We start from the raw sequence: 15206 nt of genomic DNA on the forward strand, positions 1-15206 counted from the left end.
AGCCTATTTAATTATTATTAATTTATGATGCTTACATAATCGGCGCTAATTTGTGGTGCTTTAGCTTATTAACGACAAAGTTGCCAATGCCTTTCCCCATAATTGCGCCGTTGACATTTCCATCCATAAAGTGGATGCCTCCCCAATAGCGGCTCATGGCCGCTTCTGCAGCAGCCTGTTGGAAAGATGAAAAATTACGCGGAGCTAATCCGTAGGATTCCTCAACCGAATCAGTGTATTTATAATTAGGTCCAAAATAATAGGTTAAGATGGTAGCTGATGCGGCGGAGATGCAGCTGTGCCCGCTTACATATTCGGGAAATGGTGGGGTTTGCAGCAATGGTTTCCAGTTGGGGTCTATAAGTTTACGTATTGCTGTTTCAGGCCGTATTCTATTACTTCTGTACTTTTCGTCCCAGCATCCTATAAAACTGTCAGTAAGTCCAAATGCGACCATGCTGTAAATTTCCAATGACTTAGAAAAGCCTAATTTAGACTGCTGGCAAGCTATACCTGTTATGCCCATCCAGTGCGCCCCTGGCGATATCTTTTTCATACCAACCATTAAATGTCCCTCGTTTTTTATCGCAAAAGGATTGCAGTCCCAAAAACCGGCAATGGCCCGGTGCTCTGGGGTAAGGCCTGAACCACCATCTACGTAATTAGCCTTCATCATTTTAAAAAATGCCGAATTCTTGTCTGTTGAAAAAGGTGCCGGTGGTGTCGGTTTAAACTGAGAGCAGCTGTCAATAATAAACGTTCTGATTGTTTGAAAATATGGCTCTACCGGTGCAAAAAACCCAGGTGGCGTTGGATACCAGAAACCCTCTTTCCCAACTGGGGTATAACGCTGATAATTACTTATTCGGTTATAACGATCTGCTCTAACATACGACATTACCTGATTGACAATCTGGTTTGCATAGGACTGTGACTGCTGAATAATATCATCGTTAAAACCAACTCTGCGGCAAGAATCTAAAAATATTTTCTCAAAATCGTTGAATTGCCGTCCTGATGGCTGCATTCTTTTGGCGGTGCCAATCATGGCTAATATGGCACTTAATTGCGGTGAGTATTCACCAGAGTCCAGTGGTTTTTTTATATCAGGAAACTCATTCAAAAACCCCTTTAATGGCAATGCACGCTTGTCATTTAAAGACAACACCGTATAACCAGAAATACATGCGTAAGAATAAAACCTTGCTGCCAAAGGCGGATTGGTAACGTCATGGATCATAAAATCGGTCATCTTACCCAAAACTTTGGCAATGTCTTTATTACTAAGGTGCGGATAATTGTCCTGTTTTTTACAGCCAAACAAGCAGGTGAGTAGGGTGCAGAAAATTATTAATCGTTTCACTTATATTTGGTTTATACGGGATGTGGTTTACTTTTTATTGAACTCGAAAGCCCTTATTTTTTGCTGATTAATGCCTATAAACAAAGTGTTGTTGACAGTCAAAGCACTTCTGACATCCCCTTTTAATTTTATGCCGCTTTGTTGCGCTGGCACGTATTTAAACCCGCCTTTTCCGTCTCCTGTAAGCAATATGCCATGATTGGCATCGTACCGTCCGAAGCGAATACGCGATTGATAAATATTGCCGCAGAGCAACAGGTCTTTATACCCATCACCGTCATAATCAAAAGACGTGATGGTATAAACAGGGGAATATTGGGCCTGTAAAGGCAATGCTTTCTCTTTAAATTTTCCGTTCACAGTACTTTCAAAGTATGCCGTTGCTAAATAATTAGTTTTTAATAACTTGGCCCCATTTCTTTCCTCATTGGTAAACACCTCATTAATGCCGGCATCGGCATAGCTTTTATAATCATAGAAACGGCCACGCATAACACTCAGCTGATCTAATAACTCGTCCCTCGTAAGGTAGGGGTAGCTTTTGCCCATAACATAAAAACAAAGTATAGGGTCTATTGAGCCGTTATCATCAAAATCCTTGTAGTAAAGTTCGGCTGGTTGAGTATCGCTCACTTTGCATTGACTGTTAAGCCCAAGGTTGCCTACTATCAGGTCGGGTTTACCGTCTCCGTTAAAATCATCCACCTTTAAACTGTTCCACCAACCGGTGTATTGCTTATCAAAATATTGGTCTGTTTCATTTTTTAGCGTACCGCGGTGATTTATGAAAACACTAACGGGTAGCCAATCGCCGACTACCACCAAATCGTGTTTTCTATCGCCATTCATATCAATTGCCGCAGCATCCGTAACCATCCCTATATATTCTAATTGCGGGGCAATTTTTTTGATCTGATCAGTAAAATGACCCTTTCCATCGTTTATGAGAATAAAACTTTTCGGCGCCTCCGGATATCTAGAACCTGCATTTCGGCCACCCACAAACAAATCGGGTGAACCATCGCCGTTAAAGTCGCCTACGCGTGCGCAACTTTTGCTTATCAACATTGCAGGCAATGCTCCGTTAGCTTTTATCAAATTGCCTTTACCATCGTTTAGGTATAGCCTATCTTGAAATAATGGATCTGCATCTTTAAAATTAGCGTAACCGCCGCTTACAACGTATAAATCGGTATGTCCGTCACCATTGGCATCGAAAAATACCGCGTCGGCATCCTGGCTTTTTTTATCGGCCATAAAAGGTTGCTGGTTTTTAATAAACTTGCCTCCCCGCTGCTGGATAAACAATGCGCCGGCCTCAATGCCGTCGCCACCAACAAATACGTCTTCCAACCCATCGCCATTTACATCGCCTTTGGCCATGCATGGACCCACAAATGATAGTGCGTTAACCAACAGTGGCTGGCGCTTAAAATCGTTGATTTCATTAGGCACCTGTGTGGATGCTAACTGCGATGATATTTCTTTAAACAAGGGCTTTACCGCCGCAGGTTTATGATAGGTGTTTACAGCTTCGCTTTGCTTTAATGTGATCAGCTGATCAGCGGGTAGGTTTTTTATAATCTGCTGCTTGCCGCCAACCCAAACGACCCGCACCGAGTCAATATTTTTATGACCGCCTAAACCAAAATGCAGTACTGGAGATACTGACGACAAGTATCCCCGTGAGGGCGTTGCCTCAACTACTTGCTTCATGCCTTTATTAAACACAGTCACTAAGGCTCCTATACCACCCGTATTTTTTCCAGCTCCAACTAACTTTACGCTTAGGTAATGTTTAGCAGGATTGCCCATGTTCTTGTAAATGAAAGCCGAGCGATTGATGTTGTTCACCACCAAATCCAAATTTCCATCGTTGTCCAAGTCAGTATAAACCGCACCGTTACTGTTTGATGGAATGTTAACACCCCAGGCAACGCCTTTATTGGTAAAGGTATTCCCACCGTTATTTTTAAATATGTAGTTTTTAACATCAGACGAAGGCATGTTTTTTAGCATGGCTAATACGTGTGCGGGTTCTATGTTTCCATTGATGCTCGCAAAATAATTTGCATTGAACTTAATCACGTCCATATTGGTAAAATCGCGCATATAGCCATTTGTAACATACAGGTCTTTCCATCCGTCGTTATCATAATCGGCAAATAGTGGCGCCCAGCTCCAATCGGTATTTGAAATACCAGCCAACTGCCCTATTTCACTAAATGTGCCGTCGCCATTATTTATATGTAGCATATTGCGCATATATTGGTAATAAAACCCATTACGCAGGTTAACGTTAAAGGACTCATAATTATCTAGGCTTGCTAGTAATTTTTGCCTTCTATTATCTTCAGGAAGCATATCCAGGGTGAAAATATCCGGAAGGCCGTCATTGTTCACATCTGTTATGCTGTTACCCATCGAAAACAACGTGATGTGATCAAGTGTGCTCCGTATTTTATCAGTAAATGTGCCGTTGCCGTTGTTGATATACATCATATCTGGGATAGAATAGTCGTTGGAAACATATATATCCTGTAATCCGTCTCCATTGACATCTGCAATTGCGGCACTCAAGCCATAAGATAGGGTCGACCTGTCAAGTCCGGCTTCTTTCGTTACATCTTTAAAATGCCCATTGTCATTTCTAAATAGTTTTGAGGACACCTCGGGATCTGATTTCTTTTTTAGTTCCTGAATAACGGCATCATCCAAATCGTGCAATGCCCTGGGATTCTCATTTACCAAAAAAAGATCCAAGTCACCGTCACGATCGTAATCGAAAAAATAGGATTGGGTACTATATGATGAATCGGCGAGGCCGTAAGATTCTGCTTCGTCCTTGAATATCGGTATGCCCTGGGAATCCAAACCCTGATTGATAAAAAGCTGATTCTTACGGCTATCGCCGTCGCCTTTGCCTGAATAGCATTGGTAAATATCTAATTTACCATCACCATTAACGTCAACCATATTTACGCCGTTCTTCCATCCGTCTTCGCGTCCACGTACACCGGCCTGTTCGGTAATGTCATTAAATTTCATATTGCCTTGATTGAGATACAATTTATTCGAAGTCATATTGCCCGAAAAATAAATATCGTCTAAGCCATCACCGTTAATATCCCCTACGGCCACCCCACCGCCATTATAAAAAGCTGGGTAGTTTAAAATATTTTTGCTAAAGTCTTCATTGATCCGATTATTAAAAATAACACCTGTTTTTAAAGAATCAAGTAATGTAAAGAGTGTTTTCTCTGTCGCGATCTTTGAATTGTCTTTCCCAGAACGTCCACAAGCGGCTAAAATAATAACGCAAAAAATTGTTATGTAAAGTTTTGACATACAGGCAGTTTAACGGTAAGTATCTAGGGAAAGCGAAAACTGTCCCCTCTATTTACCCTGTTTATATTTGATAAAGGTTAGTTGTTTGTTAGGCACATAACTTGTGTCGCATAGTTAATGCGTAACAAATTAATGACAATGTGCTAAATATATGACTTTTAATTTTTCAATTTCTAATAAATTAAGATAATCTACATCATTATTGATTGAAACCTAGAAAATTGATTGCTTCGTTGAATTTTTAAAAATTGTGCCGCAAAACTGTTAAACAAAAAAGACTGCCCTTTTGAGACAGTCTCCCTGTTTTAATTGTTCTATTAATTGATTTTGTATTGAGCAATAAGGCAGTTACGCGTTCTGGATAGAATCCTTTATCTGCTTAGCCTATTTTTTTACTTTTGATTTGGCGTGCTGAACGTGATGTTGTCTGACCCGACAAAGTCATTAGCTTAGATTCGATATCAACGCTAACTCCATCGCGGTAATTATACAGATTTTCAACCGCATTGCCATATTTTGATTTGACCCATTCGGCAACTCTACTGCCATAACTTTCAAAATACCCCAGCAGTTTGACCCTCTCTTTTTGATTTATCAAACGCATGATGAATTTAGTCAGAAATTTCGTTCCTCATATTTTCGCCAGCGTTTGGAGCTAATAATTATCCAATGCCAACACCTGCCGCCACGCCTAAATAATAATGCTGGTGTAATTCTTGCTCGGTTTTTTTAGCTTTTACAAAAACTCCTTCGACTTTACAGGGAGAATGGTATTTGCATTTCTGCTGAAAAACTCTGAAAAAAATTCCTCAAAATTATATGACTTATAATTTGATTCAAAAATCAAGACAATTTTCTTTAGATCCTTGTTTCGTCTGCCTAAACGATGAGTTTATAAAAACTGTGCACATCAGCATTTGCAAAATTCATTTCATGTTATTTAGATCTCTGTTTGAACTGAGTTCGATTTACAACTTATCTGCAGCCACGCCTTCGTTTGTAATTTTTACAGGCAAAATCATTCCGGCTGCATCAAATTTCATTTCGTCAATACAAGTTTCCCTGTGATTTCCGTTGGTTTCCGTTAGAGGCCTGCGGTGATAAATAATATAATATTTGTCGCTTTTCTCGTTATGGACTACTGAATGATGACCGGCGCCTCTAGCAATTGAAGGATCTTGCTGTAAAATTTTACCAATCCGTTTAAATGGACCGAAAGGAGAATCTCCGATGGCGTAGGCAACAGAGTAATCTGGACCAGTCCAACCGCCCTCACTCCACATAAAATAATATTTACCGTTCCGCATAAACATGTAAGGACCTTCGGTGTATTTGTCTGGTGTAATATCCTTAAACGTAACCCCATCATCAAAAGGTATAAACCCGGTGAAATCATCTTTAAGCTTTGCAATGTTGCAATGGCCCCAACCGCCATAAATTAAATAATATTGACCGTCTTTGTCTTTAAAAACAAACTGATCTATGGGCTGTGCGCCATTTATATTATTGTTAACGAGTGGTTTACCTAGCAAGTCTTTAAACGGACCGCCAGGTTTGTTTGAAACTGCGACTCCAATGCCTCCAATTTCAGAATCTTTTTGCACATCGTTTGCACCAAAAAACAGGTAGTATTTATTGTTTTTTTCTACTATCGCAGGTGCCCACATGGCTTTCTTTGCCCACTTTACAGCAGCCGTGTCTACCACATGTGGGTGTTTTGTCCATTTAACAAGATCTTTTGATGAGAAAGCATCTAAAAAAACCTGGTTTTCATACTTGTCTGAATAAGTTGGGTAAACCCAGTATTGATTACCGAATATTGCCGCCTCTGGATCAGCGTACCAACCCGGAAAAATCGGGTTGCCAGACATTTTTTTAGAGGAAGCTTCTTTTGTGATCGTTTTCTTCATACTACAAGCAGAAAACAACACTGCCACAATTAAAATGGTAAAGGATAATTTCATGCTTTAAAATTAAAAAAAGATCTCCATAAATCTACGGAGAGCTTTTAGGTTTTATTAAAATGAAGATTGCTATTTGCTCAATTCTGCGAAATATTTATGAAACAATGGCAAGGTTTCTATGCCTTTGTAATAGTTGTAGACGTTGTACTTTTCATTTGGAGAGTGTAAGGCATCGCTGTCTAATCCAAAACCAAAAAGAACCGTTTTTAAACCTAATACTTTTTCAAAAAGAGAAACGATAGGAATACTTCCACCCCCACGAGTCGGAATTGCTTTCTTCCCGAAACTCTCTTGTATCGCTTTTTCTGCTGCTTGATATGCGATGCCATCCGTTGGCGTCACTGCGGGTTCTCCGCCATGATGAGCGGTAACCTTAACCTTTACATTTTTCGGAGCAATGCTTTCGAAATGTTTGGTAAATAATTCAGCTATTTCTTCAGAACTTTGTTTTGGAACTAAACGCATGCTTATTTTAGCATTCGCTTTGCTTGGTAATACTGTTTTTGCGCCTTCGCCAATGTATCCACTCCATATTCCATTAACTTCTAAAGTTGGTCGAGTTCCGGTTCGTTCTAAAGTAGAATAGCCTTTTTCGCCCCAAACTTCTTCAATTCCTAAATCTTTTTTGTAATCTTCTTTATCATGAGGAGCTGAATTTAGCGCTTTTTTCTCAGCATCACTTAATTCAACGACTTTGTCATAAAAACCTGGAATGTTAACGTGGTTATTTTCATCGTGCAGAGAGGCAATCATTTTGCATAGAATCGTAGCAGGATTTGCAACCGCACCGCCATAAACACCAGAGTGCAAATCTCTATTCGGACCAACCACTTCAACTTCCATATAAGCCAATCCGCGGAGACCAGTTTCTATCGAGGGATGCTCCATGCTAATCATCGAAGTATCAGAAATCAATACCACATCTGCTTTCAATTTCTCCTTATTTGCTTTTACAAAGATGCCCAAGTTGTTAGAGCCAACCTCTTCCTCTCCCTCAATCATAAACTTTATGTTACATGCCAAAGTGCTTGTTTGCATCATCAGCTCAAAGGCTTTTATGTGCATGTACATTTGTCCCTTATCATCACAAGCCCCACGGGCGTAGATTTTTCCATCACGTAAGGTCGGTTCAAAAGGTGGCGTATCCCAAAGCTCCAACGGGTCTGCCGGTTGTACATCATAATGACCGTACACTAGAATTGTAGGTAGTTTTTCGTCAAACATTTTTTCTCCATACACAATTGGATAGCCCGCCGTATGGCAAATCTCTACTGCATCTGCACCCGCGTCTTTAAGCTTTTGGGCAACAAAGTCTGCAGTTTTAAGGACGTCGGCTTTATATTTAGGATCGGCACTAACCGATGGAAAACGTAACAATTCAAACAATTCTTCTAAGAAACGATCTTTATGCGTTTCAACGTATTTTTTAATTTCTTGCATATCAATAAATCAATTTGAACAAAGATAGTATTTAGATATTAGTAGTTAGTATTTGGACAAGGGACATAAGATGGGAGATTTGAGACCCATCAATCGTTTAAGTAATTTAACGTTGCTTTTCGGCTGAAGTCCTCAAACATTCGGGTTTTGATCGGCGTCGCTATTGCACGCTAAAAAACGATGCTGACTTGCTGCAATCCTACATGTGATTGTTAGCAAAAACCGAATGCCTTGCACCCATCATTCTAGAATTAGAAAAATGTTCTCTATTTCTTTCCTCGAGCAGGCTAGCAATTGGAAAAAAAACTGTGACATTTTTAATAGTCATTCTCAATTTCCGCAAATTTTCACAAAAAAAAGCATCGACTTAAAATCAATGCTTCCGATTTTATGTAAGTTGAAAAACTAGCTCATTTTCAGCTTTTTCTGAATGTCGTTTACATAAGTTTTAAACTTCTTGTCGGTATCAATTAAGTCCTCAACCGTTTGGCAGGCATAGATAACGGTACTGTGGTCTCTTCCACCAAAAAATGCGCCGATAGTTTTCAGAGATGATTTGGTATGGCTTTTAGAAAGGTACATAGAAATTTGTCTAGCCTGCACGATTTCGCGTTTGCGGGTAGGAGATTTAACCATGTCTACAGAAACTTCAAAATACTCACAAACGAGTTTTTGAATGTATTCCATCGAAATTTCCTTTGTGGTATTTTTAATGAAATTTTTCAACATTTGCTTTGCCAATGCCAAATCTATCTCCTTTTTGTTAAGCGTTGCCTGTGCCAATAAAGAAACCATCGCTCCTTCTAGCTCACGTACGTTATTATCGATGTTATGTGCCACGTATTCTACCACCTCTTCCGGCAATTCTATGCCATCGGCATACATCTTTTTTCTTAGTATAGCTACACGTGTTTCTAAATCTGGTACTTGCAGATCTGCTGAAAGACCCCATTTAAATCTACTTAACAAGCGCTCTTCCAATCCAACTAAATCTTTTGGTGGTTTATCTGAAGTTAAAATTACCTGCTTACCAGACTGGTGCAAATGGTTGAAAATATGAAAAAATATGTCTTGAGTTTTTTCCTTACCGGCAAAGTTATGCACATCATCCATAATAATGATATCCATTGCCTGATAAAAATTAACAAAATCGTTGATGGTGTTATTTTTGAGGGAATCTACAAATTGTTGGCAAAATTTTTCACAACTCACATAAATAATCAACTTATCCGGCATGTTGCGTTTTACCTCATTTCCGATGGCTTGAACCAAATGCGTTTTACCCAGACCCACACCGCCATAAATCATTAATGGATTGAAAGAAGTGCCTCCGGGTTTGGCTGCAACGGCATAGCCTGCAGATCTCGCTAAACGGTTGCAATCACCTTCAATATAATTATCGAAAGTATAATTTCCATTTAATTGAGGATCAACATTTAATTTCTTCAGACCAGGGATAATAAACGGATTTCTAATGTCTTTATTGATAGAAACAGGAATGGGCATGGATTGCATTTTTGATTCTGCACCGTTGCCATTCGACGGCATATTGGTCGTGTATGGACTGCCACTGTTTGATGATTTATCCACTACAATATTATATTCTAACCGACCAGCTTCTCCAAGTTGTTTTTTAACAGTTTTTCTCAATAGGCCAACATAGTGTTCCTCCAACCATTCATAAAAGAACAAACTAGGAACTTGTATAGTTAAAATATTGCCTTCTAATTTAAGGGCTTTTACCGGCTCAAACCAAGTCTTGAAACTTTGGGTTGGGATATTGTCCTTAATGATTTGAAGACAGTTTTTCCATACTTCGTTACTTGTTTTTTCCATGCTCAAATTCATACTTTATTGGTTTACAGTGCCCATAACACTTAAAATAGTGCTGCTGTTCCGCTCTTCGAAGATTGGCAAAATTATCAACATTTTAAACAAAAATTTGAAATAAATTGTAACGCACTAGCATGCAGCATCGTACCCTAGTTAACCTTAATTTATTGTGTGGATAACTTATTTTTAACATTTATCAATACTCGCCAAACGAATTTCGAAGGACGTCTGCAATCTCTCCTAGTGTCGCATAATGCTCTACAGCATCTATTATAACTGGCATCAAATTTTGGCCATTGTTTGCTGCCGCAGCTATATTTTTTAACGCAATAGAAACCTTTATGTTGTCTCGTTTTGCCTTTAGTTGCGTTATCTTCTCAATTTGAACCTTTCGTATTTCGTCGCCAACATTAAACACTTCCGAAACCTCAGCCTCACTCTGTGTGAACTTGTTTACCCCCACCAAAACCCGTTCTCCGTTTTCAATCTCAATTTGATAAGCGTAAGCAGAAGCCGCAATTTCCTGTTGCATGTACTCGCTTTCTATCGCAACTACAGAACCACCCATCGCATCAATTTTATCAATATACAGCCAAGCTGCCTTTTCAACCTCGTCTGTTAAACTTTCAACAAAAAAAGAACCCGCCAAAGGATCCACGGTTTCCGTAATGCCACTTTCAAATGCTATTATTTGTTGAGTGCGGAGGGCAATTTTAGCCGCTTGTTCTGTAGGCAATGACAATGCCTCATCATAACCATTTGTATGCAACGACTGTGTGCCGCCGAGCACTGCAGCCATAGATTGCGCGGTAACTCTTACAATATTGTTCTGCGGTTGCTGAGCGGTTAGGGTTGAACCGCCAGTTTGCGTGTGGAAACGCAACATCTGCGCTTTAGCATCAGTAGCACCTAACTCCTTTGTTATCTTTGCCCACATTCTCCTCGCAGCCCGGAATTTTGCAATCTCTTCGAAAAAATTATTGTGGCAATTGAAAAAAAACGACAGTCGCTTTGCGAAAACGTCGATATCCAACCCTTTGCCAATAGCTGCTTTCAAATAGGCCTTGCCATTTGCCAAGGTAAAGGCCAGCTCCTGCACCGCGGTAGAACCCGCCTCTCTGATGTGGTAGCCAGATATAGAAATGGTATTCCATTTAGGAACCTCCTTGCTACAAAATTCAAAAATATCGGTAATGATGCGCATGGAGGGTTTTGGAGGATAGATGTAAGTTCCTCTTGCTGCGTACTCTTTTAAAATATCGTTTTGTATGGTGCCAGATAATTGCAGTAAGTTTGCTCCTTGTTTTTTTGCGAGTGCAATGTACATAGCAAGCAAAATAGAAGCCGTTGCATTGATGGTCATCGATGTCGTAATGTCTTGCAAAGCAATCCCTCCAAAAAGAACCTCTATGTCTTCCAAGGAATCTATCGCCACGCCAACTTTACCAACCTCTCCGGCAGACATTTCATGGTCGCTATCATAACCGATCTGTGTAGGTAAATCAAACGCGACAGACAAACCATTTGTTCCTTGATCCAACAAATAATGGTAACGTTTGTTAGATTCCGCTGCGGTAGAAAACCCGGCATATTGCCTCATAGTCCATAGTCTACCTCGGTACATGTCTTTTTGAACACCTCTGGTAAATGGAAATTCACCCGGCAACTCGTTCATTGGATTTGCAGAGGTATAAAGCGCTTTGATTTCTATACCCGAAGAAGTTTTGTGCGAAGAGTTGCTCATTGAGGTAAATTTGAATTTATAAAGGGTATAGAAACTAACTATTAATCAATTTTGTAAGATAACGCTTCTTTTTCCAGTTTTCAAGAATTCCTTAGAACAAGTATTTGTTTCACCGAGTAACAATATAATTGGCGCCGACAAACAATAGCTCGCATTTTAGCTAAAACAATTGGTGGATGTCTTGTTTAATGAGGTTTATTGTCAAATCGTATGGATTTTCTTCTATTTCTGCCATATGTTCCAATATCGCTTTAGCTAAATCCATACCTGTTGCTTCGTTACCTAAACCTTGTGCCCCATTATTTAACATTGCAATGGTATCGTCTTTAAGTTTTCTTACCACTTGCCAAGTGCTTGTGCCCACATACAATTGTTGGGTTATGTTGTGCTGGTATTCAGACCTTACCTCGGTCAATACTGCTGCTTGTAACTCGCTTATGCCAATGCCAGAATGATGAAGCCGCAACAACATATTTGACGGATTTATACGGTCGATGAAAAGAATTAATCGTTCATGTGCTTGTAAACGCAAGGGCAATAAGTGGGCGCGGGTTTCCCGTTGCAGTTCCAAATTTCTTAAAGATAGAAGGCGCGTAATATCTTTTCTAACAATGCCATAAATAGCCAACAAGGCCAGAAATATCCCTAAAAATAAGGTGACCATTTCTATTAAAAAAGACGGGATAAACATAGCTTTGATATTTTATTACGGTAATTTAACGAACGCAATCGGCAAAAATGTGCATTATTATTTATATTTGTATGAGTTTAGAACAAATACCATGAGCATAGCCGTAGACAGTACATTCGCACCCGTAACATTTTCTGAGGGCGCTGTAAAAGAATTGAACAAGTTGAAAGATCAGCAGGAGATTGCAGAAAATCATGGCTTACGTGTTGGCGTTGAAGGCGGAGGTTGTGCAGGTATGAATTACATACTGGGATTTGACCAGCGAAAAGATGGTGACCAAGAGTTTCTTATAGAAGGAATTAAAGTTTTTATGAATAAATCCCATCAAATGTATTTAATGGGTATGATGATAGACTGGCAAGATGGCCTTAATGCTAGAGGATTTACCTTTGTAAACCCAAATGCCACAAGTACATGTGGTTGCGGAACCAGTTTTTCTGCCTAATTAAATTTTTTTGTAACATATCTTACAGTCTCCTTGTCTATAACATGGAGATTTTTTTTTGAATGGAGTAAAAAACTTTCTGCCTAAAGCATTCGCAAAGCTTTATAAAATGAGTTAAAGAATGTATTTTGCATAGATTAAATTTAAAGATATCCTTAAGTACCTCAGAAACAAAATCTATTTCCAAGTAAATGAATTATAGAGAAAACATTCGGTTAGCCATACAGTCCATCAGATCTAACCGATTGAGAACAATGCTTACCGCGCTCATTATTGCCATTGGCTTAAGTGCATTGGTTGGAATTTTAACAACGCTAGATGCGGTAAAAAGAAGCATGACCGAAGCATTTAGCAACATGGGTGCAAATTCTTTCACGATTAGAAACAGAGGTACAGGTATAAGAATAGGCCAAGGAAAACGACCAAAACCCTTTCGATCAATTACTTATGAAGACGCTTTAAAGTTTAAAGAAGAACAAAAAACGCCTGCGACGGTTGCCGTTAGTGTTTTTGCAAGTGGAGGCGCTACTGTAAAAAGTGGTAGTCTAAAGACCAATCCAAACATCAATGTTCAAGGAATAGACGAAAACGGGCTTTCCTCTCAGGGCCTAAATCTAAGTGCAGGCAGAAATTTCAGTTTATCAGAAATTGCTCTTGGCAGCAATGTGTGTATTGTGGGAAATGAAGTGGTAGAAAGATTGTTCGAACACGAAGATCCCCTCGACAAATTAATCAGTGTGGGCAACAACCGACTAAAGATAATTGGGGTACTCGAAACGAAGGGATCGAGCATCGGCTTTAGCGGAGACAGAGCTGTTTATGTGCCTCTGTTAAAAGCGAAACAGATTAACGACAATGCAAATCCTTCTTACACCGTTACGGTTATGGTACCTGGAAACGACATGATGGAAACAGTAATTGGCGAATCTACTGCGCTCTTTAGAAACATTAGAAAAGTTCCTGTTACTGGCAGCAACAACTTCGAAATCTCTAAAAGCGACGCCATTGCACAAACCCTGTTTGAGAACTTGAAATTCGTGGCCATTGGTGGAGTATCCATCGGAATTATAACCTTAATTGGTGCGTCTATAGGTTTAATGAACATCATGCTAGTTTCTGTAACTGAACGTACGAGAGAAATTGGAATTAGAAAAGCAATAGGCGCAAACCCAAAAGTAATTCGTAGGCAGTTTTTAATTGAGGCAGTAGTTATTTGTTTAATGGGAGGCGCATGCGGAATATTTCTCGGCATTGTTCTGGGAAATATTATTTCGCTAAGCATGGGAGGAACCTTCATCATCCCATGGCTCTTTATTATGGGCGGATTTGTACTTTGTGTAATGGTTGGAATTGGCTCTGGTTATTATCCAGCAAAAAAAGCGTCTAAATTGGATCCGGTAGAAGCGCTCAGGTATGAGTAAAGCTCTATTTTAACCTAAGATTTGATTGGCGCATAAGATTTCTGAAATTGAAATCTGCAAACTATAGATTGTAAGGTTTATTCGATGATACCTGATTGGGTTTTATTATTCACGTCTATTGCGTTAAAAATAATTTGTTTAAGTGGAGGTCATTGCTATATGAGTTGCTGTAAAATCGAACAAAATTGCTGCTACATAAATGAACACTATATTATTCCAATATTTACAATATTAAATTGAGCAATTTATTAACGCTCTTTAAAATCTTTTTTCGGCAGCGAAGGCAAAAATAAATATCGTTTCAATCGTTAGCGCCTAAAAGCCGCATAAATCGATATTGTTTGTTTTTTAGTTAATGTGACATTTACCTTAAATTACAGGTTTGTTAACTTCCGAATTCGGTGGGCAGTAGAATGTATTCCGCGCCCTTTGTAAGATGGGATTTATAAATTTTCTTAAGCATTCTATTTACGTCATCCGTAAGATCAAATTGAAGGTCTTCATGTAGTTTTTCTACCTTTTTAATCACCGCATCTGCAGATTTTACGAAGAAAACGGCAAATTGAAAACCGAAATCTTTTCCTCGATAATGAGGGGTATTGAACAAAATTGGCATCGAATTTAACAGCAACACTTTAAGTTCAACCTCCGAATAACTATCCTTGGTAATTTTAAAAAAATGATTTATGATTGTGGTCATTTGCCTAAAATAATAGAGCGCATCTCGGTAACTGACATGCTGGATGCTTGCTACAACGTTTCCAATTTCCTTCGCAATTACTTCTTTTCTTGCGTGTAGATCGATTTCGGTTTCTAACAGCCTAAAATGCAGATGTTCAGTCAAGATTTTATCTTTCGCAACTAAACGCAATAAAAGCTTGTCTTTTTCCTTTTCAGGCAAAGCCATAATCGCTTCTTTTAAATCTTTATGTTCGGATAACTTCATCAATTAACTCA

11 protein-coding genes are annotated in these 15206 nt (G+C 39.2%); 2 read left to right on the top strand and 9 right to left on the bottom strand.

Annotated elements, in window-relative coordinates:
• Positions 1-31: 31 nt before the first annotated feature.
• From ACVWYG_RS07810 to ACVWYG_RS07845, 8 genes are all read right to left on the bottom strand, one after another.
• Positions 32-1363 carry a vanadium-dependent haloperoxidase gene (locus tag ACVWYG_RS07810; RefSeq protein ID WP_457269616.1) on the bottom strand — a complete coding sequence of 444 codons (1332 nt, stop codon included), beginning with the start codon at positions 1361-1363 and terminating at the stop codon, positions 32-34.
• Positions 1364-1390: 27 nt separating this feature from the next.
• Positions 1391-4711, bottom strand: coding sequence for a VCBS repeat-containing protein (locus tag ACVWYG_RS07815; RefSeq protein ID WP_457269617.1), 3321 nt, complete (start codon positions 4709-4711; stop codon positions 1391-1393).
• A gap of 379 nt (positions 4712-5090) precedes the next feature.
• Positions 5091-5315 (bottom strand): hypothetical protein, encoded by a 225-nt coding sequence (locus tag ACVWYG_RS07820; RefSeq protein ID WP_457269618.1) that lies wholly within the window; start codon positions 5313-5315, stop codon positions 5091-5093.
• Positions 5316-5679: 364 nt separating this feature from the next.
• Positions 5680-6675, bottom strand: a complete 996-nt coding sequence (locus ACVWYG_RS07825) for a glycoside hydrolase family 43 protein (protein WP_457269619.1) — start codon at positions 6673-6675, stop codon at positions 5680-5682.
• Positions 6676-6744: 69 nt separating this feature from the next.
• Positions 6745-8115 carry a dipeptidase gene (locus tag ACVWYG_RS07830; protein ID WP_457269621.1) on the bottom strand — a complete coding sequence of 457 codons (1371 nt, stop codon included), beginning with the start codon at positions 8113-8115 and terminating at the stop codon, positions 6745-6747.
• Between the two features lie 405 nt (positions 8116-8520).
• A complete protein-coding gene (dnaA, locus tag ACVWYG_RS07835; RefSeq protein ID WP_457269721.1) occupies positions 8521-9951 on the bottom strand; it encodes a chromosomal replication initiator protein DnaA in 1431 nt (476 codons plus the stop codon).
• A gap of 193 nt (positions 9952-10144) precedes the next feature.
• Positions 10145-11692 (bottom strand): acyl-CoA mutase large subunit family protein, encoded by a 1548-nt coding sequence (locus ACVWYG_RS07840; protein ID WP_457269622.1) that lies wholly within the window; start codon positions 11690-11692, stop codon positions 10145-10147.
• 160 nt (positions 11693-11852) lie between these two features.
• A complete protein-coding gene (locus tag ACVWYG_RS07845; protein ID WP_457269624.1) occupies positions 11853-12383 on the bottom strand; it encodes a DUF7935 family protein in 531 nt (176 codons plus the stop codon).
• A gap of 91 nt (positions 12384-12474) precedes the next feature.
• On the opposite strand from ACVWYG_RS07845, the gene ACVWYG_RS07850 reads away from it, so the two are divergent.
• A complete protein-coding gene (locus ACVWYG_RS07850; protein WP_457269625.1) occupies positions 12475-12828 on the top strand; it encodes a HesB/IscA family protein in 354 nt (117 codons plus the stop codon).
• Between the two features lie 191 nt (positions 12829-13019).
• Positions 13020-14249 carry an ABC transporter permease gene (locus ACVWYG_RS07855; protein ID WP_457269627.1) on the top strand — a complete coding sequence of 410 codons (1230 nt, stop codon included), beginning with the start codon at positions 13020-13022 and terminating at the stop codon, positions 14247-14249.
• A 385-nt stretch (positions 14250-14634) separates the two neighbouring features.
• On the opposite strand, the gene ACVWYG_RS07860 is transcribed toward ACVWYG_RS07855, so the two are convergent.
• Entirely contained in the window at positions 14635-15195 is a 561-nt protein-coding gene (locus tag ACVWYG_RS07860; RefSeq protein WP_457269628.1) for a hypothetical protein, read from the bottom strand.
• Positions 15196-15206: the final 11 nt, after the last annotated feature.

The organism is Pedobacter sp. UYEF25, from assembly GCF_054061655.1.